The sequence below is a fragment of the Streptomyces sp. NPDC058674 genome (assembly GCF_042716505.1).
Classification (GTDB): domain Bacteria; phylum Actinomycetota; class Actinomycetes; order Streptomycetales; family Streptomycetaceae; genus Streptomyces.
In genome coordinates, this window is the sequence record NZ_JBHXSC010000044.1 from 19,437 (window position 1) to 46,227 (window position 26,791).

The following is a 26,791-nucleotide window of genomic DNA, read 5'->3' on the forward strand; positions in this document are numbered from 1 at the left end:
CGGGGAGACGCCGCCCGGGAACCCCCGGGACCGGTGTCCGTGTTTCGGGGTGGGCCGGTCGTGCGCCAAGGGCGATCGGCCCTGGGAAAGGGCCGAGGAGAACCAGGTGACGACGTATGACGACCGAGCGAGCCTCGCGGATCTGACCAGCACGGCGGAGCGGGTGCGCCAGTCGGTCGAGAGCGTGATCGAGGGCAAGCCGGAGGTCGTGCGCCTGGCGCTGACCGTCCTGCTCGCCGAGGGGCACCTGCTGATCGAGGACGTCCCCGGCGTCGGCAAGACCATGCTCGCCAAGACCCTCGCCAAGTCCATCGACTGCTCGGTGCAGCGCATCCAGTTCACCCCGGACCTGCTGCCCTCGGACATCACCGGCGTGAGCATCTACGACCAGCAGCGCCGGGAGTTCGAGTTCAAGCCCGGCGCGATCTTCGCCCAGATCGTCATCGGCGACGAGATCAACCGCGCCTCCCCCAAGACCCAGTCGGCGCTGCTGGAGTCGATGGAGGAGCGCCAGGTCACCATCGACGGCACCACCTACACGCTGCCGAGCCCCTTCATGGTGGTCGCCACCCAGAACCCGGTGGAGATGGAGGGCACCTACCCCCTCCCCGAGGCGCAGCGCGACCGCTTCATGGCCCGCGTCTCCGTCGGCTACCCCAGCCCCGAGGCGGAGCTGCAGATGCTCGACGTGCACGGCGGGCTCTCCCCGCTCGACGACCTGACGGCCGTCGCGCACGCCCACGACATCGTCAAGCTGATCGAGGCCGTCCGCGACGTCTACGTGGCCGAGCCGGTCCGGCGCTACGTGGTCGACCTGGTCTCCGCCACCCGCAGCCACCCCGACCTGCGCTTGGGCGCCTCTCCCCGTGCCACCCTGCACCTGCTGCGCGCCGTGAAGGCCTCCGCCGCACTCTCCGGCCGGGAGTACGTCCTGCCCGACGACGTCCAGGCGCTGGCCGGCCCCGTCCTCGCGCACCGGCTGCTGCCCACCGCGCAGGCCCAGCTGAACCGGCGCAGCGCCGAGCAGGTCGTCCACGACATCCTCCAGCGCACCCCCGTCCCGGCCGCACACGCCCGCGGCGAGATGCCGCCCGGCGCGGGCATCCGGAGCTTCTGATGGACGCCGGTGCCCCGCGCGGCGCCGGGGGCCGGGACGAGGACGGCCACGGCGCCGGCGCCGGCGGGCTGCGCGGCTCGCTGTCCGGGCTGACCACGCGCGGCCGCTCGTTCCTGGCCGCCGGGATCGCCGCCGCCGCCTGCGCGTACGTCCTGGGCCAGAGCGAGCTGCTGCGTGTCGGCCTGCTCCTCGCCGTGCTGCCGCTGATCTGCGTCCTCGCCCTGCACCGCACCCGCTACCGGGTCTCCGGCAGCCGCCGGCTGACCCCGGTGCGGGTCTCCGCGGGCTCCGAGGCCCGGGTGCAGCTGCGCATGGACAACGTCTCGCGGCTCCCCACCGGCCTGCTCATGCTCCAGGACCGGGTGCCCTACGTACTGGGCCCCCGCCCCCGGTTCGTACTGGACCGGGTCGAGCCCGGCGGACGCCGCGAGGTGTCCTACCGGGTCCGCTCCGACCTGCGCGGCCGCTATCCGCTGGGTCCGCTCCAACTGCGGCTGGCCGACCCCTTCGGGCTGGTCGAGCTGACCCGCTCGTTCTCCGCCTACGACACGCTCACGGTCGTCCCGCGCACCGAGCCGCTGCCGCCGGTGCGCCTCTCCGGAGCGGCATCGGGCTACGGCGACGGCAGCCGCCGCTCCCTGGCCCTGGCCGGCGAGGACGACGTGATCCCGCGCGGCTACCGGCGCGGCGACGACCTGCGCCGGGTCCACTGGCGCTCCACCGCCCGCTACGGCGAGCTGATGGTGCGCCGGGAGGAGCAGCCGCAGCGCAGCCGGGCGACCGTCCTGCTGGACACCCGGCGCGCGGCCTTCGAGGGCGCCGGCCCCGACTCGGCCTTCGAGTGGGCGGTGTCCGGGGCCGCCTCGACCCTGGTGCACCTCGTGGAGCAGGGCTTCTCGGTACGGCTGCTCACGGACACCGGGGACTCGGTGCCCGGCGAGGGCGGCGGCTTCTCCTCCGGGGGACACGACTCCGCGACGGCCGCCGGGCTGATGATGGACACCCTCGCCGTCGTCGGGCACTCCGACGGCGCCGGGCTCTCGCGGGCCCACGGGGCACTGCGCGGCGGCAGCGGCTTCGGCGGGGCCGAGACCGACGGGCTGCTCGTCGCCTTCCTCGGGGACCTGGACGACGTACAGACGGACCTGGCCGCCCGGATGCGCCAGCGCACCGGTGGTGCGGTGGCCTTCGTACTGGACTCCGCCACCTGGGCGGGCCGGCCGGCGCAGGGATCCGCCCTCCCCCCGGTGGAGGAGCGGTTGCGCACGCTGCGCGACGGGGGCTGGACGGCCCTGGCCGTCCCGCCCGGGGCGGCCTTCGGCGAGTTGTGGAGACAGGCCGGGACCACCGCGGCCGGCACGGGCGGCACCGGAGGTCGGGGATGAGCGGGCGCGCGAGACTGACGCTGTTCGCGGCACTGGCGACGCTGCTCACCTCGTGGGCGCTGGCCCCGCTGGTGGAGTCGCAGGTCTGGCTGCTCCAGGCCGCGCTCCTGCTGGGCGTGCAGAGCGCCGTGGGGGCCGGGGCCCGGCGGGTGCCGCTGGCCCGGTCGCTGACCGTGGCCGCGCAACTGCTCGTGTCGCTGCTGCTGCTCGTCTTCCTCTTCGGCGGCAAGTCCGGCGCCGTCGGGTCCGGAGCGGTGGACTACCTGCTGTCGGACTTCGGCGCGCTGTTCCGGCAGGGCGTACGGGACGTGGGCGAGTTCGCGACCCCGGCCCCGCTGACCGACGGCATCCGGCTGCTGCTGGTGTCGGGGGTGCTGCTGATCGGGCTGCTGGTGGACCTGCTGGCGGTGACCGTGCGCACGGCGGCCGCGGCCGGGCTGCCGCTGCTCGCGCTGTACTCGGTGGCCGCCGGGCTGTCGGGCGGCGGCGGGGCCTCCTGGGTCTCCTTCCTGCTGGCGGGCGGCGGGTACCTGATGATGCTGCTGGCCGAGGGCCGTGACCGGCTGGCCCAGTGGGGCCGGGTCTTCGGCGGCGCCCCGCGCGGCCGGGCCGACACCGCCGCGGCCGGGGGCCTCGCCGCCGGACCCGGCGGCGGCCGGGCGACGGCCCCGGTGCGGACCGGGCGGCGACTGGGTGCGATGGCCCTGGGCCTGGCGCTGGCGGTGCCCGCGCTGCTGCCCGCGCTCGGCGGCGGGCTGGTGGGCGCGAGCGGCGGGGGCGACGGCGGCGGCAGCGGTACGGGCGGGACGATCTCGGCGGTCAACCCGCTGGTCTCCCTCCAGAACAGCCTGAACGCGCCGGACAACCGAGTGGTCCTGAAGTACCGGACGGACAGCCCGCAGCAGGGCGACCAGTACCTGCGGATCCTGGCGCTGGACGAGTTCAACGGGATCAAGTGGGAGGCCTCGGGCCGGACGCTGACCGACGTGCCGGAGCGGCTGCCGAGCCCCCCGGGCCTCGGCGAGGAGGTCCGCCGCAGCGCCCAGGAGGTGCGGACGAGCCTGTCGGCGGCCGAGGGCTACAGCCAGCGCTACCTGCCCATGCCGTATCCGGCGAGCGCGGTCGAGATCGGCGGCAGGTGGCGGTTCGAGCCGGCCGGCCGGACGCTGGTCGGCGACCAGCTCGGCAAGGACCGCTTCCAGAACGTCCAGGGGGCGCAGTACACCGTGCGCAGCCTGCTGCTCCAGCCGACGGCCCAGCAGCTGCGGGACGCCCCGAGTCCCCACCCGGCCGTCCGCGCCGAGTACACGAAGCTCCCGGACAACCTGCCCGGGGTGGTCGGGGAGACCGCCCGCGAGGTCACGCAGGGTGCGCGGGACGACTACGCGCGGGCGGTGAAGCTGCAGGACTACTTCGCCGTGAGCGGCGGCTTCCGCTACAACACGAAGACGGCGTCGGGGACGGGCCCGCAGGCGGTGGCCCGCTTCCTGGCCGAGAAGGAGGGCTTCTGCGTCCACTTCGCCTTCTCCATGGCGGCGATGTCGCGCTCGCTCGGCATTCCGGCGCGGGTGGCGGTGGGCTTCACGCCCGGCGAGAAGCAGTCGGACGGCAGCGTGAACGTGTCCATGCGGGACGCCCACGCCTGGCCGGAGCTGTACTTCGAGGGTGTGGGCTGGACCCGTTTCGAGCCGACGCCCCGCTCGGGCATCTCGGTTCCGGACTACTCCCGCGAGCAGGCGCCGGTGGTCCAGCCGTCGGCGCCCGCGCCGCTGCCCTCGCAGGGCGCGACGCAGCCGTCGGCGGCGCCGTCCCTGACGGACGACTGCCCCCCGGACATGAAGAGGCTCGGCGAGTGCGGCGGACCCGCGGTCCCGCAGAGCTCCCCGGGCGGCTCCGGCCCCTCCCCTCTGGCGGTGCTCGGCTGGGGCGCGGCGGCGGTGGCGGTGGCGGGCCTGCCGCTGCTCCCCCTGTGGTGGCGGACCCGGCTGCGGGCCCGCCGGCTCGGAGCCGCAGAGGTGCGGGCGGCCTGGCGGGAGCTGGGCGACACGGCCTGGGACGTGGGCGTGGCCCCGGACGAGGCCCTGTCCCCGCGCCGGGCGGCGGGCCGGATCGTGCGGCTGGGCCGCCTGGGGGCGGAGGCCGCCGCCGCGGTCCACCGGGTGGCGGGTGCGGTGGAACGCGAGCTGTACGCGCCGCCGGGCGCGGGGTCCGCGTATCCCGCGCTGGCCGCCGACGTGCTGCTGGCCCGTACGGGCCTGCTGGCCGGGACCGGCCGCGGGAACCGGCTGCGGGCGCTGCTCCTGCCCCGTTCGGCGGCACGGGTCTTCTGGGCGGTGTCCGCCCGCTGGGCGGCGCTGGCCTCGGCGGTCTCGGCCCGGCTGGCCGCCGTACGCCTGCGGCTCCCCCTGCGGGGCCGCGGCTGAGACGCCGCACCCGGGGCGGCGCGCCGGGTGACGCGCGGGGCGGCGCGCCGGGTTCGTCAGGTGGGTCCCGTGCGCCGGCGGCCTGACCGCCCGTCGGGACGCGCGGACGCGGCGGCGCTCGATCCCCCCGAGCACCGCCGCGTCCGCGTACCACCGCACCGGGCCCCCGTCCCCCCTCCCGGTCACGGAGGAGGTACCCGGTCCGCTCCGCGGCCCCGTGTCCGCGGTGCGGACCGGGTCTCCTGTCCGCTGCCCCCATTCTGGCGTCCGCACAGGCGGGGGCCCATCCGCGCACGTACTCATCTCCGCGTCTGGGTACGGATACTCAGTCGGCGCGGCCGGCCCCACCAGTTCTACGGCCTGCCGGTCCCGCGCGGCACCGCCGACCGGGGGGCGGGACGCCCGCCGGGTGCCCGGAGGGGAGAGATCCGGAAGGGAGGCCTAGCGGTTGCCGCTCACCCGGCCCCGCAGCAGCAGGGACAGGGCCGAGTGGACGTCGTCCAGCGACCGCTCCCGCTGGAAGGACTGCCAGTCCAGAGCCGCCACCAGCACCATCCCGACCATGGCGGCCGCGGTCAGCGGGACGTCGATCTCGCCGCTCAGCTCGCCGCGTTCGACGCCCTCGCGCAGCACGGTCTCCACGACGGCGACCGCCTCCTGGCGGACCACCATCAGCGTGGACTGCCAGGTCCGGTTGGTGCGCCACAGCTCGGCGACGTACAGCTGGGTGAAGGCCGGGTACCGGTCGATGAAGACGAGCCCCGCCCTGATCATCGCGTCGAGCGCCTCGACGCGGGTCCCGCCGCGCGCCTCGGTCTCCTCCGCCGCGGTCCGCAGCGAGACCGTCAGCAGCCCGACCCCGTGTCGCAGCAACTCCTCGAACAGGTCGTTCTTGCTGGCGAAGTTGTAGTAGACCGTGCCCTTGGCGACGCCCGCCCGCTCGGCGATCTCCTCGACCGTGGTGGCCGAGAAGCCCTTCTCGGCGATGAGGGTGACGGCTGCTTCGTAGAGTTTCTGTCGGGTGGCCTGACGTCGGCCGCCGACCGTGGCCGTACCGCCGGAGCCGGTACCGGCGCTGCTGCTTTCCATAGCGCTGATTCTCACAGGTCACCACATCCCCATCGGGCTCGGTCCTAAAGGCTCAGTTCCGGGTGCAGCCGGTCCATGGTCCACACCTGCTTGCCGCGCGCGGCGAGCGCGGTCAGGGCCAGTGCCCCCACCGTGAAGGCCGTAAGGACCGCGCAGCCCTGCCATACGGGGGCCAGGTCCCCGCCGGTGATGAGCCGGCGCAGGCTCTCGACGACGTAGGACATCGGCAGGAAGGGGTGGATCGCGTTGAAGAACCCCGGGCTGGTCTGAACGGGGTACGTACCGCCCGCCGAGGTCAGCTGGAGCATCAGGACGGCGAGGACCAGGATGCGTCCGGCGGCGCCGAACTTGGCGTTGAGCCACTGGACGATGGCCGCGAAGCAGCCCGTGACCAGGAACAGGAAGCCGATGGTGAGCGCCGGGCGCTCCATCTCCAGGCCGAGGCCCCAGTGGAGCACGGACATCAGCAGGCCCACCTGCGCGGCGCCCAGGCCCGCCACGGGCAGCCAGCCCGCGAGGGCGATCCGCCAGGGCGAGGCTCCCGCGGACAGGGCCCGCCGGTTCATCGGGGCGATGAGCATGTAGGCGACCATCGCGCCGACCCAGAGGGAGAGCGGGATGAAGTAGGGGGCGAAGCCGGTGCCGTAGTTGGGCGCCTTGTGCAGGGACTGGTTGGCGAGCTGGACCGGGTCGGCCATGACCTGGGTGCGGGCGTCGCGCTGCTGCTGGTCGTAGTCGGGGATCTTGCCGACGCCGTCGTGCAGGCCGCCGGCGAGCTGGCCGCTGCCGTCGACGAGCTTGAACATGCCGCCGTCCAGGCTGTGGGCGCCGTCGCCGAGCTTGCCGACGCCGGCGTTGATGGCGCCCGAGCCGGTCTGGGCGGTGCCGATGCCGGTGTGCAGCTGGGCCATGCCGGTGGCGACCTGGTGGGCGCCCTTGTTGAGGGCGTTGACCTTGGTGACGGCGGCGTCGAGGTCGGCGGAGAGGGCGGGGGCCTTCGCGGCGACGTCGCGGGCCTCCCTCTCCAGGTCGGTCAGGTGCTTCTTGAGGGTGGCGATGTCGCCGTTGGCGCCCTTGACCAGGGTGTTGACGTCCCCGGACAGCTCGGCGGCCTCGGCCGTGGTCTCCTTGACCTTCTTCAGCTCGTCGCAGGAGGCCAGGAGCGGGTCGACGCCCGGCGTGAGGCAGCGCTTGGTGTAGTAGCCGTCCGCGAGGGTCGCGGCCTGCTTGGTGCGGGTGGCGGCGGCGGGCGCCTTCTCGACGATCTTGTCGAAGTGGTTGTTGACCGTGCTCGCGGTGTCGGCGACCAGCTCGGCGGTGGCCGCGAGCTGCTTGGGGTCCTTGAGGAAGGGCTTGGCCTTGTCCGCGGCGCCGTTGACCTTGTCGGCGGCGGCCTGGGTGCCGTCGGCGACTTCCTTGCTGCCGGCCTCCAGCTTGGCGGCGGCCGAGTTCAGCTTCTGCAGGCCCCCGGTCAGCTCGCCGGTCTTCTCCTTGGCCGTGTCGAGGCCGTCGGCGAGCTCCTTGGCGCCCTCCTTCGCCTTGCCGGCGCCGTCCTTGAGCTTGTCGGCTCCGTCGGCGGCCTCGGCGGTCTTGTCGTGCAGGTCGGAGAAGGAGACGAAGATCTTGTCGAGGAAGCCGCGGGAGGCGTTGGCGGACGCCGCGGAGCGGACCTCGGAGAAGACGGTGCGGGAGATCGAGCCGACGATGTAGTTGTTGGCGTCGTTGGTGCGGACCTGGAGGGCGCCGGTGGTGGGGTCCTCGCCGGAGCTGGAGGCGATCTTCGCGCTGAAGTCGGCGGGCATGGTGAGGGACAGGTAGTACGTCCCGTCCTCCAGCCCCTTCGCGGCCTCCTCGGGGCTGACCTCGCGCCAGTCGAAGGTCTTGCTGTCGTGGAGCTTCCTGGTGATCTCGTCACCGGCGTCGAGTCGCTTGCCGTCCACGGTGGTGCCCTGGTCGGAGTTGACGAGGGCGACGGGCACCTTGTCGAGGCGGCTGTACGGGTCCCAGAAGGACCAGAGGTACAGGGCTCCGTAGAGCAGCGGCAGCAGGAGCAGCGCGACGAGGGCGGCTCGGGGCAGCTTCCCCCGCCCGAACCGCTTCAGCTCAAGCGCGGCCAGCTTCGGCGAGCGCATCGTCCGCCCCCTTCGTGTCGTCGTTCTCGGTGTCGGTGTCGGTGTCGTTCGCGGTGTCGTTCCCAGTGCCGGGGCCGGTGCCGGTGTCGGCTCCGGATTCGGTGTCGGCCGCGGGCTCGGGTTTGGCCTTGGCCTCGGGCTTGACCTTGGGCTCGGCCTCCGGCTTGGCCTTGGCCTCGGGCTCGGGCTTGGCCTCGGGCTCGGGCTTGGCCTGGGGCTCGGGCTTGGCCTTGGGCTCGGCCTCGGGCTCGGGCTTGGCCTGGGGCTTCGTCCCGGTGTCGGCGCCGCTGTCTTCGTCGGGGGCCGGACCGCTCTCCGCGGGAACCCCCCACGTGACCTTGGCGGCGTCGGCGGCACCCCGGCCCCGGCGCGCGGGAGCGGGCGCGGCGGGCGCGGCGGGCGCGGCGGGCGCGGCGGGCGCGTCCGATGGCCTCGGCTGCGGTGCGTCCGGCTCCTGCGCGCCGGTCCGCAGGACCACGGCGTCGTCCGGGGCCTCGCTGCACACCGCCAGGACGGTGGTCCCGCCGGCCGCGACCGAGCGGAGCAGGGTCCAGGCCTCGGACCGTTCGGCGTCCGAGAGCTTCAGGTCCAGGTCGTCCAGCGCCAGCAGCCGCGGGGAGCCCAGCAGCGCGATCGCCACGGACAGCCGTACGTACTCCAGGCGTTCCAGGTCCCGTACGGAGGTCCGCGGGCCCTTGGGCAGCTCCGCCAGGTCCAGCCCGGCGGCGGCGAGGGCCGCGTCGATGCGCGCGCGGGCCTCGGCACGGCGCTCGGCACGGGGCCGCAGCAGCGCGCGGACCGGGCCGCCGTAGTGGCGCTGGAGCAGGGCGCCCTCGCGCAACTGCTCGGCGACCGTGAGGGCCTGGTCGAGGTCGTTGACCCCGGGGACGGGGCCGAGGGCGGCGATCCGGCGGACCGCGGCCATCTTCTTCGGCAGCCGGTGCCCGCCGATGTCGGCGTGGCCCTCGGTGGCCTTCATCCGTCCGGTGAGCGCGAGGAGCAGGCTGGTCCGTCCGGCTCCCGAGGGGCCCTCGACCGCGATGAGCGAGCCGGGCGCCGCGTCGACGCCGACGCCCCGGAAGGCCCAGCCGCGCGGTCCCTTGAGTCCGAAGTCCTCGGCCTTGACGGCTGCGCCGTGCGGGCTGTCCACGCCGTCCCCCCTTCTTTTAGACTGACCGGTCAGTTCAAAAACTACCAGCTTCGGCCGCACCAGGTGCGCAGCGGGGGGCAGTTACCGCCCTGACAACCGAAAAGTCCCAGGTCAGGCCGATTGTCAGTGGGGCCCGTCACGATGGTGGGAACGCATCGACAGGAGGTTCGTCATGGCCACACCGTCCCCGTCCCCTGTCCACCCCGTCCTGCGCAAGTCGACGGCCCCACCGGCCGCCCTCGATCTGCTCGCCAAGGCCCGCAGCGGTCTGGGCGAGGCCGTCCTGCTCCCCCTGCCCAACGATCGGTACGCCACCGCCCACCTCGCCGCCCTGCGCACCGCCGCGGCCGTTCTCGCGGCGCGCGGGCGGCCCGAGCCCGTGGGCCCGCGGCGGCGGCCCCGCATCCGCAGCGCCTGGGAGGTGCTCCCGGAGATAGCTCCGGAGCTGGCCGAGTGGAGCGCGCTGTTCGCCTCGGGAGCGGCGCGCCGGGCGCGCGCCGAGGCGGGGATAGCGGGCGCGGCCGGTCCCCGGGACGCGGACGACCTGGTGCGCGCGGCCTCGATGTTCCTGCGACTGGTGGAGCGGATCCTCGGCGTCCAGCCGCCGCAGCAGCCCCTGCCCCAGCCGCGCCCGGAGCGTCCGGACGCGGGATGACCTGCCCGGCTGTGGAAGGCCATAGGGTGGGGCACTGACCGCTCGTCCCTTACCGCGCCGAGGAGCCATCAGCCGTGTCGGACACTTCCCGCCCCCGTGCCTCCCTCCGCACCGCCGTGGTGTGGGAGGTCCTCAAGGAGGCCCTCGACCGCCGAGCCAAGGCGACCGGGCGGGATGTGCTGGACGTGCTCGACACCGGTGGCGGCACCGGCAAGTTCGCCGTGCCGGTGGCCCGCCTGGGCCACCGGGTCACCGTGGTCGACCCCAGTCCCAACGCACTGTTCGGGCTGGAGCGCCGGGTGGCCGAGGCCGGCGTCGCGGATCTGGTGCGCGGGGTCCAGGGGGACGCCCAGGGCCTGCTGGACGTGGTGGAGCGCGACGCCTACGACGCGGTGCTGTGCCACGGCGTGCTGGAGTACGTGGACGACCCGGCCGAGGGCGTGGCCAACGCGGTCGCCGCCCTGCGCACCGGAGGCGTCCTGAGCCTCCTCGGTGCCGGAATCGGCGGTGCCGTGCTCGCCCGCGCGCTGGCCGGGCACTTCACCGAGGCCCGCACCGCGCTCACCGACCCGGCGGGCCGCTGGGGCGCGGGCGATCCCGTGCCGCGCCGCTTCACCGCCGAGCAGCTGTCCGGGCTGGTCTCCGGGGCCGGCCTCGCGGTCGGCGCGGTGCACGGCGTGCGGATCTTCGCCGACCTCGTCCCGGGCGTCCTGGTGGACACCGAACCGGGCGCGGTGGAGGCGCTGCTGCGTCTGGAGGAGGCCGCCGCGGAGCTGCCCGCCTTCCACGCGGTCGCCACGCAATTGCACGTGCTGGGCGAGAAGCAGGTCTGATCTGCGCTCTTCCGGGGGTGGAGTGGGCCACTCGCCCTCCGATTCGGCGGTCGGCCCCGTATGATCGGGTGCAGTGACCGGCATGCCGGACGGGCCGCAGGGGAATAACCGCCTCGACGACCGCTCGCGCGACATACGGTTTCGTGCAGTGCTTGTGGTGGCAGTGCTTTTTTTCAGGCAGTGCTTTTTAAGAACGTGGCATAGAGGGCGGGTATCACGGGGGCGATTCCCCGCCTATCCTGAAGGGGACCCCTGGTCGCCACCCCCGCGACCGACGGATGAGGAGGACTCCCGTGCCGCTCTCGGAGCACGAGCAGCGCATGCTCGAGCAGATGGAGCGAGCGCTGTACGCCGAAGATCCCAAGTTCGCGACAGCGCTTGAGGGAAGCGGACTGCGTACGTATACCCGGCGACGGGTCTACCAGGCAGTCGCAGGCATTGTGGTGGGTATCGCGCTCCTCATGACCGGTGTGATCTGGCAGGACGTGCTCTGGATCAGCGTGGTGGGATTCCTCGTCATGCTGGCCTGCACGGTCCTCGTGGTCACCGGTTGGCGCAAGGCACCCAAGCCCGGCGAGCAGCCCGTCTCCGGCAGTACCGGCGGTTCGGCCCACGGCCAGAACCGGCAGCGTCGGTCGATGATGACCCGCATCGAGGAGCGGTGGCAGCGCCGCCGTGACGAGCAGGGGCAGTAGCCCCGTCAACGTGAGTGAGGGGACGGCCGCCGGGCGGCCGTCCCCTCACTGTTGCGCCGCTGTTCCGCCGCCGGCCCGCCCCGGTCCGCTCCGTGCGGCATGATGACCCGGTGAGTGTGCTCCCCCTGGTCTTCACCAGCGGCTGGGCCAGCGGGATCAACGCCTATGCCGTGGTCCTCCTGCTCGGCGTCTTCGGCGCGACCGGCCTGACCGACGAGGTCCCCGCGTCGCTGCAGCGCACGGACGTGCTGATCGTCGCGGCGGTGCTCTTCCTGTGCGAGGCCGTCGCCGACAAGATCCCGTACGTGGACACCGTCTGGGACGCCGCCCACACCGTGATCCGCCCCGTCGCGGGCGGGGTGGTGGGTGCGCTGCTGGCCGGGCAGAGCGGTTCGCTCTCCGACATCGCCGCCGGTGCGGTCGGCGGCACCACGGCCCTGGCCAGCCATTTCGTCAAGGCCGGCACCCGGATGGCGATCAACACCTCGCCCGAGCCGTTCTCCAACATCGTGGTCAGCACCGCCGAGGACCTCGGTGTGGCCGCCCTCGTCACCTTCGCGATGTTCAACCCGCAGGCCGCCGCGGTCATCGCCGCCGTCCTGCTGGCGGCCGGCCTCGCCATACTGGTCTTCCTGTGGAGCCGCATCCGCCGGTTCCTGCGCCGCCTCGCCCAGCGCCGCGAGGAGAGGCGGCTCGCCGCCGAGGCCCGCGCGCACACCGGCGCACCACCCCACTGAGCCGTCGGCCGCCCTCGGTAGGCTCGGCCGCATGGCACGAATTGCGGTGATCGGCGCCGGCATGGGCGCGATGGCGACAGCGGCCCGGCTGGCCGTGGCGGGGCACCGGGTGACGGTGTACGAACGCGGGACCACCTACGGCGGAGCCGTCGGGCGGTACGAGCGCGAGGGGTTCGCCTTCGACACCGGCCCCGGCCTGCTGCACCTGCCCGCCGTATACCGCGACCTGTTCGTGAAGACCGGCAGGCAGCCGCTGGAGAGCCGTGTCGACATGGTGCGGGCGGACCCGGCCGTCCGGCACGTGCTCCCGCACCTCGGCGTCGACGTGACCCTCCCGGCCGCCTCGCACGGCGGGGTCGCCGCCGCCCTCGACGAGGCCTTCGGCACGGGCGCGGGCAAGCGCTGGAACGGCGTGCTGGGCCGGGCCCGGGACGCCTGGGACGCCACCCGCCGACCCCTGCTGGAGGAGCCGCTGCGCGGTGGCCGGGAGGCGCTGGGCAGCGATCCGTACCCCGCCGTGCGCAGGAGCGGCCTGCTGCGCCGCCGTCCGCCGACCCTGGCCGAGGTGGCCGCACGGGAGCTCGGCGGCGGGCTCGGGGAGCTGCTGACCGGCCTGGTGGCCCCGTACGGCATCGACCCCGGGCGGGCGCCGGCCTCGGCGGCGGTGCTGCCGTACATGGAGCAGACCTTCGGCAGCTGGTACGTGCGGGGCGGGATGCGGGAGCTGGCGACCGCCGTCCATGAGCGCTGCCGCGAGCGGAAGGTGGATTTCCTCTTCGGGGCGGAGGTCCGCGAGGTCCTGGTGCGCGACGGCCGGGCGGCGGGGCTGCTGCTGGCGGACGGCTGCGAGGCGCCGGCGGACTTCGTGGTCTGCGGGATCGACCCGAGGCTGCTGCCCGAGATGGCCCGGGAGGCGGTTGCGGCCCGCGGGGCGGACGCGCCCAGCCGGGTGACCCTGCTGCTCGCACTCCGCGGCGCCCGCCCGGCGCGGGCGGTCCACCGCACGCTCGTGCACTCCCCCGGTCTGTCGGCCACCGTGCTGCGCCCGGACGACCCGGCGACCCGGCCCGACGCGGACCACGAGGCGGTCACCGTGAGCGCCGTGTGCGGCCCCGGGGGCGCCGGGGCGGCCCCGAGCGCCGAGGAGCTGCTCGACCTGGCCGGGAAGGCCGTGCCGGGGCTGCGGGAGCGGCTCCTGTGGCAGGAGGCGCTGACTCCCGCCGACGTCGAGGCGGCGACCGGCGCCGTGGGCGGCTCGGTGCCTGCGCCCTCCCTGGCCGGGGCCGGCGGGCGGCTGCTCCACCCGGCGAACACCACGTCCGTGCCCGGGCTGTACCTGGCGGGCGGCTGGGCGCATCCGGGCGGCGGGCTGGCGCACGCCGGGATGACCGGGGCCCTGGTGGCCGGGCTGATCGTGGAGGGCGCGGACTTCCGCGGCTCCCGGTGACCGTCCCGGCGCGCCCGGCCGCCGCCGGACGGCGGCGTCAGTAGCGGTACTGCCCGTACTCCCCGGCGCCCTGCTGGGGGTACGGGTACTGCTGCGGCCCGCCCTGCTCGTCCGCCGGGTACGGCTGGGCGGCGTCGCGCTGCTGCGGGACCCAGACCCCGCCCGGCGGGGTGTCCGTGGAGTACTGCTGCTGCCCCTGGTCGGCGTACTGGCCGTAGGCGGAGTAGTCGTAGGACTGACCCGGGGTGACACCGCCCCCGGTGCCGACGTACGGGTCCGAGTAGGCGGCGTAGACCGGCTGCCCGCCCGCCGGATAGCCGGCCGAGTAGTCGTAGCCGTCGGAACCGCCCTGACCGGTCGGCTCGTAGTACGCGGCGTACTGGTGCGCGTCCTGCTCCGCGGTGGTGAACGGCGAGGCGAACGCGGCCGTCCGGCCCGCGTCGGGGGCGGGCGCGAAGCTCTGTATGCCGTAGGAACCGGTGTCCTCGGGGACCGGCTCGGGGCTGTAGACCTCCTCGGCCCGCGCCTGGGAACGCCGCTCCGCGGCCCGTCCGGCGCCGTCCTCGTCGCCGGCTCCGCCCTCGGACCCGTACTCCAGCGCGGTCACCCGCAGCGCGGGCTCCGGACGCGGCCCGCCGGACCGGCGCCGGCCGGACTGCCGGACCGGCTCCGGGGCGCGGCGCAGTGCCCAGCCGGCCACGAAGCCCTTGCGGAAGGAGAGCGTGACCAGGATCTGGCCCACGGCGAACGCGGCGGCGCCGGCGCCGATGACCGGCACCGACGGCAGGACCACGCCGGCGACCACGCCCAGGAAGCCCGTGAAGGCGAGCAGGCGCCAGCGGAGCCGGGCCTTGTACTGCATCAGGACCTCGGCAAGCAGCCACAGCGCGACGATTCCGAACGCGATGTAGAGGACCGTCATTCCCACGCATGGCCCCTCTCGGTGCGGCGGACCGCCCGAAAACGGGGCCCGCCGATCAGGCCCGCTGGTGCAGGCCCAGGTTCTCGTAGATTTCGAGAGTCGCCGTGGAGTTGTTCAGCGTGATGAAGTGCAGCCCCGGGACACCCTCGGACAGCAGCCGCGCGCAGAACTCCGTGGCGAACTCGATGCCAATGGAGCGTACAGCCGCCGGGTCGTCCTTGACCGCGAGCATGCGCTCTTTCACGTCCGCGGGGAAGAGCGCGTTGCTGAGCTGCGGCAGCCGGTCGAGCTGCTTGATGCCCACAACGGGCATGACCTCGGGGATGATCGGGGTCTCGCAGCCGGCCTTCTCGACGCTGTCGCGCAGCCGCAGGTAGTTCTCCGGATCGAAGAACATCTGGGTGATCGCGTAGTCGGCGCCCGCGCGGCACTTGTCCACGAAGTGCCGGATGTCCGTGTCCCAGTCCGTCGAGCGCGGGTGCATCTCGGGGAAGGCCGCGACGCCGACGCAGAAGTCGCCGGACTCCTTGACCAGCCGGACCAGGTCGGCCGCGTAGTGGAGGCCCTCGGGGTGGGCCACCCACTCGCCCATGGGGTCGCCCGGCGGGTCTCCGCGGACGACCAGCATGTTGCGGATGCCCGCGTCGGCGAACTGTCCGATGACGTTGCGCAGCTGGGCGATCGAGTGGTCGACGGCGGTGAGGTGCGCGACGGGGGTCAGGGTGGTGTCCGCGGCGATCTGCTGCGTGGCGCGCACGGTGCCGCCGCGGGTGGAGCCGCCGGCGCCGTACGTGACGGACACGAAACTCGGGGCCACCGCCTCGACCCGGCGCAGCGCGTTCCAGAGGTTGCGCTCGCCCTTCTCCGTCTTCGGAGCCCAGAACTCGAAGGAGTACGAGCGCCCGGACGCGATGAGGTCGCGGACCGTGTGCGCGCGGTCCGACCAGGTGGAAGCGGTACCAGAGGCCATGACGGCAGGTTAGACGCGCCCGGGCGGACGTCGAAGCGGTGTCCGCCTTTTGGACACGTTTTTGGACACTTCGGCGGCGTCAGCCGAGGCGGGAGCGGACCCGCCGGGCGAGGTCGGCCGCGGCCGCCCCGGGGTCCGGGGCCTCGGTGAGGGCGCGGACGACCACGATGCGGGTGGCGCCGGCGTCCAGCACCTCGTCCAGATTCGTCGCGTCGATGCCGCCGATGGCGAACCAGGGGCGGTCCTGCTCCAGGGAGGCCGCGTACCGGACGAGGCCCAGGCCGGGGGCGGAGCGGCCGGGCTTGGTGGGGGTGGGCCAGCAGGGGCCGGTGCAGAAGTAGTCGACGCCGGGCTCGGCGACGGCGGCGTCCACCTCGTGCTCGGCGTGGCAGGAGCGGCCCATCAGCACCCGCTCGCCGAGGATCGCGCGGGCGGCGGGGACGGGGATGTCGCCCTGGCCGAGGTGCAGGACGTCGGAGCCGATGGCGTGGGCGACGTCGGCGCGGTCGTTGACGGCGAGGAGCTTGCCGTGGCGCCGTGCGGCCTCGGCGAAGACCCGCAGGTGGTCGAGCTCCTCGCCGGCCTCCATGCCCTTGTCGCGGAGCTGGACGACGTCCACGCCGCCTGCGAGCACGGCGTCGAGGAACTCGGGGAGGTCACCCTGGCGCTTGCGGGCGTCCGTGCACAGGTAGAGCCGGGCGTCGGAAAGCTGCATGGGTGTACCCCCCGGGGTGGAGGCGGCGTACGCGCCGGGAGCGGCCCGTACGCCGCGGTGGAGCGGATGCGGATCAGGTCACAGGGCGAGCGCCTGAGCGCGGCGCTTCACCTCCGTGCCGCGATTCTCGCTCAGCGCCTGCACGGGGGTGCCGGGCAGGGTCGGGTCCTCGGTGAACAGCCACTCGAGGATCTCCTCCTCGGAGAAGCGGTCGTCGCGCAGCACGGTCAGCAGGCCCACGAGGCCCTTGACGACCTTGTCGCCGTCGATGAAGGGGGCGGGCACCTGGAGGGCGCGGTTCTCGCCCCGGCGCACGGCGATCAGCTGCCCTTCCTTCACCATCTGGCGGACCCGGGTCACCTCGATGTCGAGCATCTCCGCGATGTCGGGGAGGAACAGCCAGGCGGGGACAAGGGAATCGATCTTTGCGTCAATCTCGGTCACAGGCACAAGCCTGCCATCTCGGGCCGACACCCGGTACCCGAGCGACCCCGTCCGGGTACCGGCGCCGCTGCCTGGTGCTGTGGCCGGAAGGGTTTGCCGGGGCGCGGTGTCCGGTGCGGTGCATCGCAAGGCGGAGGGCCGCGGCTCGTACTGGACGTACCTGCGCGGTCCGACAACGCGGCGAGGTGCCGTGCCGGGCGCCGCGACCCGGTGAACCTTTCCGGTCACAGCACTAGCGGGCCGTGGACCTCAGCGGGACGGCCGGGTCGGCGACCCGGTCGGGGTCGAGGGCGGCTCCCGACTCGATGAGCTTGCGGCCCTGCGCCAGGTCACGGGGGCGGCCCACGGCGAGGATCGCCACCAGGGCGCCGTCGCGCAGCCAGCACACCGACCAGGCCGGGGCGGCCGGGTCGCCCCGCCACAGGAGGGTGTCGGCGCCGCCGTGGTGGCCGGCGTACTGCACGAAGCGCCCGAACTGCTCGGACCAGAAGTACGGGACCGGGTCGTAGGCCCGGGCGGGCCCGCCGGCCAGGACGTTCACCGCGACCGCGCGCGGGCCCTGGAGGGCGTTGTCCCAGTGGTGGACGAGCAGCCGCGTGCCGTAGCGGGCCGAGGGGAAGGATGCGCAGTCGCCGACCGCGTAGACCCCGGGCAGCGAGGTCCGCAGGTAGGCGTCGGCGGTGACCGAGCCGTCGGGGCCCAGCTCCACTCCGCTGCCGGCCAGCCAGCCGGTGGCCGGGCGGGCGCCGATGCCGACCACCACCGCGCCGGCCGGCAGGGTGCGGCCGTCCGCCAGGAGGACGCGGCCCTCCTCGATCCCCGCGACCTTGGCTCCGGTGAGCAGCCGGGCGCCGGCCTCCTCGTACCAGCGCGCCATCGGCTCGGTGACCTCGGCGGGCAGGGCTCCGGCCAGGACCCGGTCCGCGGCCTCGACGACGACCACCTCGCAGCCCGCCTCGCGGGCGGCGGTGGCGAACTCCGCACCGATCCAGCCGGCCCCGACGACCACCGCCCGGTCGGCCGCCGCCAGGACCGGCCGCAGCCGCGCCGCGTCGTCGACGGTGCGCAGCAGGTGCACGCCCGGGACCCCGGCGGTGGCGGGCAGCGTCAACGGCAGCGCGCCGGTCGCCAGGACGAGGGTCCCGTACGGCACCGGGCCCGCCCCGGTGTCCAGCTCCCGGTCGGCGGCCCGCAGCCCGGTGACCTCCGTCCCGAGCCGGAGCCCGATGCCGAGCCCTTCGAAGTCCACGTCGAAGGCGGAGTCCTCGGCCTTGCCGAGCAGGACCGCCTTGGACAGCGGGGGGCGGTCGTAGGGCTGGTGCGGCTCGGCCCCCAGCAGGGTCACGGGGCCGGTGAAGCCCTGCTCGCGCAGGGCGACCGCGGTCTGCACGCCGGCCATTCCGGCGCCCACGATCACGACGCCGCGCTGTGTCTGTTCCGTCTGCTCGCTCACGCGGCCAGCCTAATGACCTGATGGACCATCAGGAACAGGCGCCGCCTTACCGGTCGTCCGGACCGGGGTTAGTCTGGCCACCGTACCTATCGCGGGAGTCCGGGCGCACCGGGCTGAGAGGGAGGCTGGACGGCCTCCGACCGTACGAACCTGATCCGGGTCATGCCGGCGAAGGGAGGGGCTGGACGCCCATGCACTCATCTCGAACGTCTCCCCGGGGAGCCGACGTCCTCGTCATCGGGGGCGGGATCATCGGACTCGTCACCGCCTGGCGGGCGGCCCTTCGGGGCCTGTGCACCGTGCTCGCCGACCCGGCGCCCGGCGGCGGCGCCGCGCAGGTCGCGGCCGGCATGCTCGCCCCCGTCACCGAGCTGCACTACGGCGAGGAGCCCCTGCTGGGGCTCGGACTCGCCTCCGCGGCCCGCTACCCGCAGTTCGCGGCCGAGCTCGCCGGGGCCGCCGGCGGCCTGGACATCGGCTACCGGGCCTGCGGCACGCTCGCCGTGGCCCTCGACTCCGACGACCGGCTCCACCTGCGGGAACTGCACGCCCTCCAGCGGCGCTGCGGGCTGGAGTCCGAGTGGCTCACCGGTCGCGAGTGCCGCCGCCTGGAGCCGATGCTGGCCCCCGGCGTACGCGGCGGCCTGCGGGTGGACGGCGACCACCAGGTCGATCCGCGCCGGCTCGCGGCCGCCCTGCTGGCCGCCTGCGAGGGGGCCGGAGTCGAGATCCGCCGGACGGCCGCACGGCAGCTGCTGGTCGCCGCCGACCGCGCGACGGGCGCCCTGCTCGACGACGGCACGGAACTGCGCGCCGACCAGACAGTGCTGGCGGCGGGCTCGCTGAGCGGCCGGCTGGCGGGCGTACCGCCGGAGGCCGTGGCGCCCGTGCGGCCGGTGAAGGGGCAGGTGCTGCGGCTCGCGGTGCCGGCGGCGTACGGGGCGTTCCTGTCCCGGACCGTACGGGCGGTGGTCCGCGGCAGCCACGTCTACCTGGTGCCGCGCGAGAACGGCGAGCTCGTCATCGGCGCGACCAGCGAGGAACTGGGCTGGGACACCACGGTCACCGCGGGCGGGGTCTACGAACTGCTGCGCGACGCCCACGAGCTGGTGCCCGGGATCACCGAACTGCCGCTCACCGAGACCCGGGCGGGACTGCGGCCCGGCTCGCCGGACAACGCGCCGCTGCTCGGGCCGACCGAACTGCCCGGCCTGCACCTGGCCACCGGGCACTACCGCAACGGGGTCCTGCTGACCCCCCTCACGGGCGAGGTCATGGCGGAGCTGCTGGCGACCGGCGAACTGCCGCCGATCGCGCTCCCCTTCACCCCCCGCCGGTTCTCCGCCGCACGTCAGGAGTCGTACGCATGACCATCTCCGTCAACGGCGAGCCGCGCGAGGTCGCGGACGGCACCACCCTCGACGCGGTGGTGGCCACCCTGACCGCCGCCTCCTCCGGGGTGGCCGCGGCGCTCAACGAGACCGTGGTCCCGCGCGGGCAGTGGACCGCCACGTCCGTGGGCGACGGCGACCGCGTCGAGGTCCTCACCGCGGTCCAGGGGGGCTGAGCGCGATGGCGGACGACGACCTGTTCACCCTGGGCGGCCGGACCTTCTCCTCCCGCCTGGTGATGGGCACGGGCGGCGCCCCGAGCCCGGACGTGCTGGAGCGCGCGCTGCTCGCCTCCGGAACCGAGCTGACGACGGTGGCCATGCGCCGCCTGGACCCGACGGTGCAGGGGTCCGTCCTGTCGGTGCTGGCGAAGCTGGGCATCGCGGTCCTGCCGAACACGGCGGGCTGCTTCACGGCGGGCGAGGCCGTGCTGACGGCCAGGCTGGCCCGGGAGGCGCTCGGCACGGACTGGATCAAGCTGGAGGTCGTGGCGGACGAGCGGACCCTGCTGCCCGACGGGGTCGAGCTGCTGGACGCGGCCGAGATCCTCGTGGACGAGGGCTTCACGGTCCTGCCGTACACCAACGACGATCCGGTGCTGGCCCGGAAGCTGGAGGACGCGGGCTGCGCGGCGATCATGCCGCTGGGCTCCCCGATCGGCTCCGGGATGGGCATCCGCAATCCGCACAACTTCGAGTTGATCACCCAGCGGGCCGGGGTCCCCGTGATCCTGGACGCGGGGGCCGGCACGGCGTCCGACGTGGCGTTGGCGATGGAGCTGGGCTGCGCGGCGGTGATGCTGGCGTCGGCCGTGACGCGGGCACAGGAGCCGGTGCTGATGGCCGCCGCGATGCGGGACGCCGTGTCGGCGGGGCGCCTGGCCTTCCGCGCGGGGCGCATCCCGCAGCGGCGCTTCGCCCTGGCCTCCTCCCCCGCGGAGGGCCGCGCCGCCCTGGACCCGGAACGCCCGGCCTTCTGACGCCGGGGCGCGGGGTCCGGGGCGGGACGATCCGGGGCCGGCGCCGGGTCCTTCGCGGCCGGGCGCCGGGCCTTCGGGGCGGGGCACCCCGGCCCTCGGGGGGCGGCGCGGGTCCCCGCCGCGGCGGCGGGGCACAGTCGGCTCCGTCACAGCTGGGCTGCAAGGCGACCCGCCCGACGCGGTGCAAACGCCGCCGCTCGTAGAATCGGCGCGTGGATACGACCCTGGATGACCCCGTCGTCGGGCGCGTGCTCGACGGCCGCTACCGCATCGACGCCCGCATCGCGGCCGGCGGCATGGCCACGGTCTACCGGGCCGTCGACACCCGCCTGGACCGCGTCCTCGCGCTGAAGGTGATGCATCCGGCGCTCGCCGCCGACACGGCCTTCGTCGACCGGTTCATCCGGGAGGCGAAGTCCGTCGCCCGCCTCGCCCACCCGAACGTGGTGGCCGTCTTCGACCAGGGCGCGGACGGACCGTACGTCTTCCTTGCCATGGAGTACGTCTCCGGCTGCACCCTGCGCGACGTGCTCCGCGAGCGCGGCGCGCTCCAGCCGCGGGCCGCCCTCGACATCCTGGAACCGGTGCTGGCCGCGCTCGGGGCCGCCCACCGGGCCGGTTTCGTGCACCGCGACATGAAGCCGGAGAACGTCCTGATCGGCGACGACGGCCGGGTCAAGGTCGCCGACTTCGGGCTGGTCCGCAGCGTCGACTCCGTCACCCACACCACCGGCACCCTCCTCGGCACCGTCTCCTACCTGGCTCCCGAGCAGATCGAGAACGGCGTCGCCGACACCCGCGTGGACGTCTACGCCTGCGGTGTCGTCCTCTACGAGATGCTCACCGGTTCCAAGCCCCACACCGGCGGCAGCGCCGCCCAGGTGCTCTACCAGCACCTTCACGAGGACGTCCCGCCGCCCTCCGCGGCCGTCCCCGGGCTCCCGGTGGGCCTCGACGAGCTCGTGGCGCAGGCCACCGCCCGCAGCCCCGGACTGCGCCCCGACGACGCGGCCTCGCTGCTCGGCCTGGCCCTGGAGGTCCGCGCCCGGCTCAGCGGCCCCGAGCTGGACGCGATGCCCCCGCAGGCGCACGCCGCGGAGCGCTCGGCCGCCGAGGACCGCACGGGCGTGATCGCCCGCCCGCCGCTCGCGCAGCCGCCCGTGGACCGGACCTCGCGCCTGGAGTCCCCGGCGCTGCCGCCCCCGCCCCCGCCCGCGCACCGGTCCGGCCGGCCGCAGCGCAGGGGGCCGCGGCGCGGCACGCTGCTCGTCGTCGCCGGGGTGCTGCTCGCCCTCGGCCTCGGCACCGGCGTCTGGTACATCAACGCGGGCCAGTTCACCAAGGTGCCCAACGTCCTCGGCAAGTCCGAGGAGCAGGCCAGGGCCCAGCTGTCCGCCTCAGGGCTCGGCATCAAGCGGATCGAGCGGAAGTTCAGCGACGCCTTCGACCGCGGAACGGTCATGAACAGCGACCCGGCAGGCGGCAGGCGCATCCGCGGCAACGGCTCGGTGACGCTCACCGTCTCCCGCGGCCCCCAGGTCGTGGCGGTGCCGAACCTCAGGGGGCGGCCGCTGGAGCAGGCCCGGTCCGAGCTGGCGAACGCAGGGCTGGCCCCCGGTGTCGTCTCCCTCGCCTTCAGCCAGGACGTGGCCCAGGGCTCGGTGATCGCCTCCGATCCGGCGGGCGGTGAGAAGCGGGCCCCCGACACCGCGGTCGCGCTGGTGGTCAGCAAGGGCCGCCCGGTGCCGGTGCCGAGCGTGGCCGGGCTCCCCTTCGAGCAGGCGCGGGCGTCGTTGCAGGAGCTCGGACTGAAGGTCGCGACCGCCGCCGAGCAGGTCAACTCCCCCTCCGCGGCCGGTACGGTCGCCAACCAGTCCGTCGGCGCCGGCACCCAGGCCGCGGCCGGGGACACCGTCACGCTGACCCTCTCCAAGGGCCCCCGCCAGCTCCCGGTCCCGAACGTGACCGGGCAGGACGTGGACGCGGCCCGCAGGGCGCTGGAGGGCGCGGGCTTCAAGGTGAGGGTGGAGCGGCCGTTCTTCTCCTTCAGCAACACCGTGGACGCCCAGTCGGTGGCTCCCGGGCAGAACGCCCCCGAGGGCAGCACCGTCGTGATCAGGACCAAGGGACTGTAGGGGTACGTGGAGCACGAGGAGCAGGTGGACGGTGCGCGGCAGGCCCCGCGCAACCCGGTGGGCGGGCACGTCCCGGTCGCCGGCGGCCTGGCCAGGGTGGGGATGGCGTACGCCCGGGAGATGGGCGCCGAGGCCGTCCAGGTCTTCGTCGCCAACCCGCGCGGCTGGGCCACGCCGGCCGGCAGCCCGGCGCAGGACGAGCTGTTCCGCGCCGAGTGCGCGGCCGGCTCGGTCCCCGCGTACGTGCACGCGCCGTACCTGATCAACTTCGGCTCGCACACCGAGGCGACGGTGGAGAGGTCCGTGGAGTCCCTGCGGCACTCGCTGCGGCGCGGCCGGGAGATCGGCGCGCTCGGGGTGGTCGTGCACACCGGCTCGGCCACCGGGGGCCGCCCGCGCGAGGCCGCGTACGCGCAGATCAGGGAGCACCTGCTGCCGCTGCTGGACGAGCTCACGCACGAGGACGACCCCTTCCTGCTGCTGGAGTCCACGGCGGGGCAGGGGTCCTCGCTGTGCTCGACGGCCGAGGAGTTCGGCCCGTACTTCGAGGCGCTCGACCACCACCCGATGCTGGGGATATGCCTGGACACCTGCCACGTCTTCGCGGCCGGGCACGACCTGGCGGAGCCGGGCGGGACGAAGCTGCTGCTGGACCTGCTGGTGGACACGGTCGGCGAGGGCCGGCTGAAGCTGGTCCACGCGAACGACTCGAAGGAGGGGGTCGGCGCCCACCGGGACCGGCACGCCAACATCGGCCGGGGCCACATCGGCCGGGACGCCTTCGCCGAGCTGTTCACGCACCCGGCGACGGCCGGCGTGCCCCTGATCACCGAGACGCCCGGCGGCAGGGAGGGGCACGCGGCCGACGTGGCCCTGCTGAAGGAGCTGCGCGGCGGGCGCTGAGCCCACCCGGGAACACCCCCGGGGGGTACGACTGCCGGTTCCGGTGTACCGGCAGAACCACGGAGTGGCGGTGCCGGCTACAGCTCGGGGCCGTCCCCCGGCTCCTCCTGGTACGAATAGCGCTGCTCGCGCCAGGGGTCGCCGATGTTGTGGTAGCCGCGCTCCTCCCAGAAGCCCCGGCGGTCGGCGGTCATGTACTCGATGCCGCGGACCCACTTGGGGCCCTTCCACGCGTAGAGGTGCGGGACCACCAGCCGCAGCGGGAAACCGTGCTCGGCGGTGAGGAGTTCACCGCCCTGGTGGGTGGCGAAGACGGTCCGCTCGGAGGCGAAGTCGGCGAGCCGCAGGTTGGAGCTGAAGCCGTACTCGGCCCACACCATCACGTGCGTGGCCTGCGGCGCCGGGGGCGCCAGACCGAGGACGGTCCGCGCGAGCACACCGCCCCATTCGGCTCCCGGCATGCTGAACTTGGTGACGCAGTGCAGGTCCGCCACGACCGATTCGAACGGCAGGGCCGCGAACTCCTCGTGGTTCCAGCAGTGCTTGTCGCCGTCGGCCGTCGCGCCGAATACGCGGAACTCCCAGCGGTCCGGCTTGAACTTGGGTACGGGCCCGTAGTGGGTGACCGGCCAGCCCCGCTGCAACCGCTGCCCCGGTGGAAGCTCCGACTGCTCTGCTCCCGGAGATTCCCGGCTTTCCGGCTGACCCATGAGTCCATGGTGACAGACTGGGCAGGGTGGTCATGACCAGGTCTGGGCCGATTCGGGCAAGTCACGGCAACTCCCACTAAGGAGGCACTTACTGGACTGCCTCCGACGGCGGTGCAAGGATGCGCCCACCTGCCCCGTCACATAGCTGACATTGCCTGGAAGGAGCCTCTGCGATGCAGGGCGACCCCGAGGTCCTTGAGTTTCTGAACGAGCAGCTGACCGGTGAGCTGACGGCCATCAACCAGTACTGGCTGCACTACCGCATCCAGGACAACAAGGGCTGGACCAAGCTCGCCAAGTACACGCGTGAAGAATCCATCGACGAGATGAAGCACGCGGACAAGATCACCGAGCGCATCCTGATGCTCGACGGCCTGCCGAACTACCAGCGGCTCTTCCACGTGCGCGTGGGACAGACGATCACGGAGATGTTCCAGGCGGACCGCCAGGTGGAGGTCGAGGCGATCGACCGGCTCAAGCGCGGCATCGAGGTCATGCGCGGCAAGGGCGACATCACCTCCGCCCGGCTCTTCGAGGAGATCCTGGAGGACGAGGAGCACCACATCGACTACCTCGACACCCAGCTGGAGCTCATCGAGTCCCTGGGCGAGCCGCTCTACATCGCGCAGCTGATCGAGCAGCCCAGCTGATCCGAGCCCGTCCGGGCGGCGGGGCCGCCGCCCCGGGCGGTCCGACCGCTCAGGCGGCTTCCGCGAGCGCGGGCGAGAGCACCGGCTCCACGTCGGCGGCGAGCACGCCGGCGCCGTTGCCCGTCTCCAGCAGCTCGCGCCGCGGGCACGCCCCGCGGCCGAGGATGCCCTGGATGGTCCGTACGCAGGAGCCGCAGTCGGTGCCGGCCTTGGTGGCCGAGGCGATCTGGCGCGGGGTGCAGGCCCCGGCGGCCGCGTGGTCCTTGACCTGCTTGTCGGTGATCCCGAAGCAAGAGCAGACGTACACGCGGTTCACCTCCCTGAGCGGAATGGTTCGGCCAGCCATCCCCTGTTCGGTGAGGCTTACCTAACCGTACCCAAAGTTAGGCAACCCTAAAAGACCCGGATACGACGATGGGGCGCGGATCACATCGATCCGCGCCCCGCCGTCGTAGGAAGCCACCTACTGATCGCGCCTACTGGTCCCGGTACATCTCGGCGACCAGGAACGCCAGGTCCAGGGACTGGCTGCGGTTGAGCCGCGGGTCGCAGGCGGTCTCGTAGCGCTGGTGCAGGTCGTCGACGAAGATCTCGTCGCCGCCGCCCACGCACTCGGTGACGTCGTCGCCGGTGAGCTCGACGTGGATGCCGCCCGGGTGGGTGCCCAGGCTCTTGTGGACCTCGAAGAAGCCCTTGACCTCGTCGAGCACGTCGTCGAAGCGGCGCGTCTTGTGGCCGGAGGCCGCCTCGTAGGTGTTGCCGTGCATCGGGTCGGTGACCCAGGCGACGGTCGCACCGGAGGCGGTGACCTTCTCCACCAGGGCGGGCAGCTTGTCGCGGACCTTGTCGGCGCCCATGCGGACGACGAAGGTCAGCCGGCCCGGCTCGCGGTCGGGGTCGAGGCGGTCGATGTACGTGAGCGCCTCCTCCACCGTGGTGGTGGGGCCGAGCTTGATGCCGATCGGGTTGGCGATCTGCGAGCAGAACTCGATGTGCGCGTGGTCCAGCTGGCGGGTGCGCTCACCGACCCAGACCATGTGCCCGGAGGTGTCGTAGAGCCGGCCGGTGCGCGAGTCGGTGCGGGTCAGCGCACCCTCGTAGTCGAGCAGCAGCGCCTCGTGGGAGGCGTAGAACTCGACGGCCTTGAACTCGGCCGGGTCGGTGCCGCACGCCTTCATGAAGTTCAGCGCGTTGTCGATCTCCCGCGCGAGCTGCTCGTAGCGTTGCCCGGACGGGGAGGACCGCACGAAGTCCTGGTTCCAGGCGTGGACCTGGCGCAGGTCCGCGTAACCGCCGGTGGTGAAGGCACGCACCAGGTTCAGCGTCGAGGCGGACGCGTGGTACATGCGCTTGAGCCGCTCGGGGTCCGGGATTCGGGCCTCTTCGGTGAAGGCGAAGCCGTTGACGGAGTCACCGCGGTAGGTCGGCAGGGTGAGGCCGTCGCGGGTCTCGGTGTCCTTGGAACGCGGCTTCGAGTACTGGCCGGCGATGCGGCCGACCTTGACGACGGGCACGGAGGCCGCGTAGGTCAGGACGGCACTCATCTGGAGCAGCGTCTTCAGCTTGGCGCGGATCTGTTCGGCGGACACGGCGTCGAAGGCCTCTGCGCAGTCACCGCCCTGCAGCAGGAACGCCTCGCCCTTGGCGACGGCTCCCAGGCGGGCGCGCAGCTGGTCGCACTCACCCGCGAAGACGAGGGGAGGATACGACTCGAGGTCCGCGACGACAGCGCGCAGAGCCTCGGCATCGGGGTACGAAGGCTGCTGCGCCGCGGGAAGGTCTCGCCAGGTCGCCTTGGCGGCGGGGGCTTGGGTCTCAGCGTTCACGGTCACGCCGTACACATTACGGCGTGAACC

At 73.8% G+C, this 26,791-nt stretch carries 24 protein-coding genes, 1 pseudogene and 1 riboswitch; of the genes and pseudogenes, 14 read left to right on the plus strand and 11 right to left on the minus strand.

What is annotated here, in order from left to right; translation table 11 throughout:
* Window positions 1-106 precede the first annotated feature (106 nt).
* From ACFWU6_RS22060 to ACFWU6_RS22070, 3 genes are read left to right on the plus strand one after another with little or no spacing between them, the layout of a single operon-like run.
* The gene (locus ACFWU6_RS22060; protein ID WP_383807585.1) at window positions 107-1,117 is read left to right on the plus strand and encodes an AAA family ATPase; all 1,011 of its coding nucleotides are present in this window, start codon (window positions 107-109) and stop codon (window positions 1,115-1,117) included.
* Window positions 1,117-2,502, plus strand: coding sequence for a DUF58 domain-containing protein (locus tag ACFWU6_RS22065; protein WP_383807582.1), 1,386 nt, complete (start codon window positions 1,117-1,119; stop codon window positions 2,500-2,502). Before ACFWU6_RS22060 ends, ACFWU6_RS22065 begins: the two co-directional genes overlap by 1 nt.
* On the plus strand, window positions 2,499-4,925 hold the full coding sequence (locus ACFWU6_RS22070) for a transglutaminaseTgpA domain-containing protein (protein WP_383982607.1): 2,427 nt from the start codon (window positions 2,499-2,501) through the stop codon (window positions 4,923-4,925). Before ACFWU6_RS22065 ends, ACFWU6_RS22070 begins: the two co-directional genes overlap by 4 nt.
* 441 nt (window positions 4,926-5,366) lie before the next feature.
* Here the strand turns inward: ACFWU6_RS22070 and ACFWU6_RS22075 are convergent, their stop codons facing one another.
* The 3 genes and pseudogenes from ACFWU6_RS22075 to ACFWU6_RS22085 form a co-directional block, all read right to left on the minus strand.
* The gene (locus tag ACFWU6_RS22075) at window positions 5,367-6,014 is read right to left on the minus strand and encodes a TetR/AcrR family transcriptional regulator (protein WP_383807576.1); all 648 of its coding nucleotides are present in this window, start codon (window positions 6,012-6,014) and stop codon (window positions 5,367-5,369) included.
* Window positions 6,015-6,058: 44 nt separating this feature from the next.
* Window positions 6,059-8,146: a YhgE/Pip family protein gene (locus tag ACFWU6_RS22080; protein ID WP_383982610.1), complete on the minus strand. Its 2,088-nt coding sequence runs from the start codon at window positions 8,144-8,146 to the stop codon at window positions 6,059-6,061.
* Between the two features lie 463 nt (window positions 8,147-8,609).
* Window positions 8,610-9,296: pseudogene (locus ACFWU6_RS22085) on the minus strand (ATP-binding cassette domain-containing protein); the annotation flags it as partial.
* 172 nt (window positions 9,297-9,468) lie between these two features.
* On the opposite strand from ACFWU6_RS22085, the gene ACFWU6_RS22090 reads away from it, so the two are divergent.
* From ACFWU6_RS22090 to ACFWU6_RS22110, 5 genes are all read left to right on the plus strand, one after another.
* Window positions 9,469-9,951 (plus strand): SAV_6107 family HEPN domain-containing protein, encoded by a 483-nt coding sequence (locus ACFWU6_RS22090; RefSeq protein ID WP_383982613.1) that lies wholly within the window; start codon window positions 9,469-9,471, stop codon window positions 9,949-9,951.
* A gap of 74 nt (window positions 9,952-10,025) precedes the next feature.
* On the plus strand, window positions 10,026-10,784 hold the full coding sequence (locus tag ACFWU6_RS22095) for a methyltransferase domain-containing protein (protein ID WP_383807565.1): 759 nt from the start codon (window positions 10,026-10,028) through the stop codon (window positions 10,782-10,784).
* Window positions 10,785-11,077: 293 nt separating this feature from the next.
* Window positions 11,078-11,479, plus strand: coding sequence for a DUF3040 domain-containing protein (locus ACFWU6_RS22100; RefSeq protein ID WP_383807562.1), 402 nt, complete (start codon window positions 11,078-11,080; stop codon window positions 11,477-11,479).
* A 110-nt stretch (window positions 11,480-11,589) separates the two neighbouring features.
* Window positions 11,590-12,216 carry a DUF4126 family protein gene (locus ACFWU6_RS22105; protein WP_383807559.1) on the plus strand — a complete coding sequence of 209 codons (627 nt, stop codon included), beginning with the start codon at window positions 11,590-11,592 and terminating at the stop codon, window positions 12,214-12,216.
* A 31-nt stretch (window positions 12,217-12,247) separates the two neighbouring features.
* Window positions 12,248-13,663 carry a phytoene desaturase family protein gene (locus ACFWU6_RS22110; protein ID WP_383982616.1) on the plus strand — a complete coding sequence of 472 codons (1,416 nt, stop codon included), beginning with the start codon at window positions 12,248-12,250 and terminating at the stop codon, window positions 13,661-13,663.
* 37 nt (window positions 13,664-13,700) lie between these two features.
* On the opposite strand, the gene ACFWU6_RS22115 is transcribed toward ACFWU6_RS22110, so the two are convergent.
* The 5 genes from ACFWU6_RS22115 to ACFWU6_RS22135 form a co-directional block, all read right to left on the minus strand.
* A complete protein-coding gene (locus tag ACFWU6_RS22115) occupies window positions 13,701-14,591 on the minus strand; it encodes a hypothetical protein (protein WP_383982619.1) in 891 nt (296 codons plus the stop codon).
* Between the two features lie 49 nt (window positions 14,592-14,640).
* Window positions 14,641-15,555, minus strand: a complete 915-nt coding sequence (metF, locus tag ACFWU6_RS22120) for a methylenetetrahydrofolate reductase [NAD(P)H] (RefSeq protein WP_383807551.1) — start codon at window positions 15,553-15,555, stop codon at window positions 14,641-14,643.
* Window positions 15,556-15,634: 79 nt separating this feature from the next.
* Window positions 15,635-16,270 carry a thiamine phosphate synthase gene (gene thiE, locus ACFWU6_RS22125; RefSeq protein WP_383982622.1) on the minus strand — a complete coding sequence of 212 codons (636 nt, stop codon included), beginning with the start codon at window positions 16,268-16,270 and terminating at the stop codon, window positions 15,635-15,637.
* Between the two features lie 78 nt (window positions 16,271-16,348).
* The gene (locus ACFWU6_RS22130) at window positions 16,349-16,714 is read right to left on the minus strand and encodes an Rv2175c family DNA-binding protein (protein ID WP_383807545.1); all 366 of its coding nucleotides are present in this window, start codon (window positions 16,712-16,714) and stop codon (window positions 16,349-16,351) included.
* Between the two features lie 232 nt (window positions 16,715-16,946).
* Window positions 16,947-18,167, minus strand: a complete 1,221-nt coding sequence (locus ACFWU6_RS22135; protein ID WP_383982624.1) for an NAD(P)/FAD-dependent oxidoreductase — start codon at window positions 18,165-18,167, stop codon at window positions 16,947-16,949.
* Between the two features lie 81 nt (window positions 18,168-18,248).
* A riboswitch (TPP riboswitch) is annotated at window positions 18,249-18,361 on the plus strand.
* On the opposite strand from ACFWU6_RS22135, the gene thiO reads away from it, so the two are divergent.
* The 5 genes from thiO (at window position 18,359) to ACFWU6_RS22160 (ending at window position 23,575) form a co-directional block, all read left to right on the plus strand.
* On the plus strand, window positions 18,359-19,537 hold the full coding sequence (gene thiO, locus ACFWU6_RS22140; protein WP_383982627.1) for a glycine oxidase ThiO: 1,179 nt from the start codon (window positions 18,359-18,361) through the stop codon (window positions 19,535-19,537). Its footprint overlaps the riboswitch before it by 3 nt.
* Window positions 19,534-19,734 (plus strand): sulfur carrier protein ThiS, encoded by a 201-nt coding sequence (gene thiS, locus ACFWU6_RS22145; protein ID WP_383807537.1) that lies wholly within the window; start codon window positions 19,534-19,536, stop codon window positions 19,732-19,734. Before thiO ends, thiS begins: the two co-directional genes overlap by 4 nt.
* Before the next feature lie 5 nt (window positions 19,735-19,739).
* Window positions 19,740-20,537, plus strand: a complete 798-nt coding sequence (locus ACFWU6_RS22150) for a thiazole synthase (RefSeq protein WP_383807534.1) — start codon at window positions 19,740-19,742, stop codon at window positions 20,535-20,537.
* Between the two features lie 212 nt (window positions 20,538-20,749).
* A complete protein-coding gene (pknB, locus tag ACFWU6_RS22155; protein ID WP_383807532.1) occupies window positions 20,750-22,672 on the plus strand; it encodes a Stk1 family PASTA domain-containing Ser/Thr kinase in 1,923 nt (640 codons plus the stop codon).
* 6 nt (window positions 22,673-22,678) lie between these two features.
* The gene (locus ACFWU6_RS22160; RefSeq protein ID WP_383807529.1) at window positions 22,679-23,575 is read left to right on the plus strand and encodes a deoxyribonuclease IV; all 897 of its coding nucleotides are present in this window, start codon (window positions 22,679-22,681) and stop codon (window positions 23,573-23,575) included.
* 77 nt (window positions 23,576-23,652) lie between these two features.
* On the opposite strand, the gene ACFWU6_RS22165 is transcribed toward ACFWU6_RS22160, so the two are convergent.
* Window positions 23,653-24,285 carry a sulfite oxidase-like oxidoreductase gene (locus ACFWU6_RS22165; RefSeq protein WP_383982630.1) on the minus strand — a complete coding sequence of 211 codons (633 nt, stop codon included), beginning with the start codon at window positions 24,283-24,285 and terminating at the stop codon, window positions 23,653-23,655.
* Between the two features lie 173 nt (window positions 24,286-24,458).
* On the opposite strand from ACFWU6_RS22165, the gene bfr reads away from it, so the two are divergent.
* Window positions 24,459-24,935 carry a bacterioferritin gene (gene bfr, locus ACFWU6_RS22170; RefSeq protein WP_030707395.1) on the plus strand — a complete coding sequence of 159 codons (477 nt, stop codon included), beginning with the start codon at window positions 24,459-24,461 and terminating at the stop codon, window positions 24,933-24,935.
* A 49-nt stretch (window positions 24,936-24,984) separates the two neighbouring features.
* Here bfr and ACFWU6_RS22175 read toward each other — a convergent pair whose 3' ends face one another.
* Together ACFWU6_RS22175 and ACFWU6_RS22180 are read right to left on the minus strand one after the other, a co-directional pair.
* Window positions 24,985-25,242 carry a bacterioferritin-associated ferredoxin gene (locus ACFWU6_RS22175; RefSeq protein ID WP_383807523.1) on the minus strand — a complete coding sequence of 86 codons (258 nt, stop codon included), beginning with the start codon at window positions 25,240-25,242 and terminating at the stop codon, window positions 24,985-24,987.
* Between the two features lie 169 nt (window positions 25,243-25,411).
* Complete coding sequence (locus ACFWU6_RS22180) at window positions 25,412-26,767, minus strand: class II 3-deoxy-7-phosphoheptulonate synthase (RefSeq protein WP_383807520.1); 1,356 nt, start codon at window positions 26,765-26,767, stop codon at window positions 25,412-25,414.
* Window positions 26,768-26,791 lie beyond the last annotated feature (24 nt).

Coding starts and splice junctions, on each gene's coding strand:
- thiO (WP_383982627.1), top strand. CDS start 18,359: ATGCACTCATCTCGAACGTCTCCCCGGGGAGCCGACGTCCTCGTCATC.
- ACFWU6_RS22110 (WP_383982616.1), top strand. CDS start 12,248: ATGGCACGAATTGCGGTGATCGGCGCCGGCATGGGCGCGATGGCGACA.
- ACFWU6_RS22150 (WP_383807534.1), top strand. CDS start 19,740: ATGGCGGACGACGACCTGTTCACCCTGGGCGGCCGGACCTTCTCCTCC.
- bfr (WP_030707395.1), top strand. CDS start 24,459: ATGCAGGGCGACCCCGAGGTCCTTGAGTTTCTGAACGAGCAGCTGACC.
- ACFWU6_RS22165 (WP_383982630.1), bottom strand. CDS start 24,285: ATGGGTCAGCCGGAAAGCCGGGAATCTCCGGGAGCAGAGCAGTCGGAG.
- ACFWU6_RS22080 (WP_383982610.1), bottom strand. CDS start 8,146: ATGCGCTCGCCGAAGCTGGCCGCGCTTGAGCTGAAGCGGTTCGGGCGG.
- ACFWU6_RS22075 (WP_383807576.1), bottom strand. CDS start 6,014: ATGGAAAGCAGCAGCGCCGGTACCGGCTCCGGCGGTACGGCCACGGTC.
- ACFWU6_RS22065 (WP_383807582.1), top strand. CDS start 1,117: ATGGACGCCGGTGCCCCGCGCGGCGCCGGGGGCCGGGACGAGGACGGC.
- ACFWU6_RS22070 (WP_383982607.1), top strand. CDS start 2,499: ATGAGCGGGCGCGCGAGACTGACGCTGTTCGCGGCACTGGCGACGCTG.
- metF (WP_383807551.1), bottom strand. CDS start 15,555: ATGGCCTCTGGTACCGCTTCCACCTGGTCGGACCGCGCGCACACGGTC.
- ACFWU6_RS22090 (WP_383982613.1), top strand. CDS start 9,469: ATGGCCACACCGTCCCCGTCCCCTGTCCACCCCGTCCTGCGCAAGTCG.
- thiE (WP_383982622.1), bottom strand. CDS start 16,270: ATGCAGCTTTCCGACGCCCGGCTCTACCTGTGCACGGACGCCCGCAAG.
- thiS (WP_383807537.1), top strand. CDS start 19,534: ATGACCATCTCCGTCAACGGCGAGCCGCGCGAGGTCGCGGACGGCACC.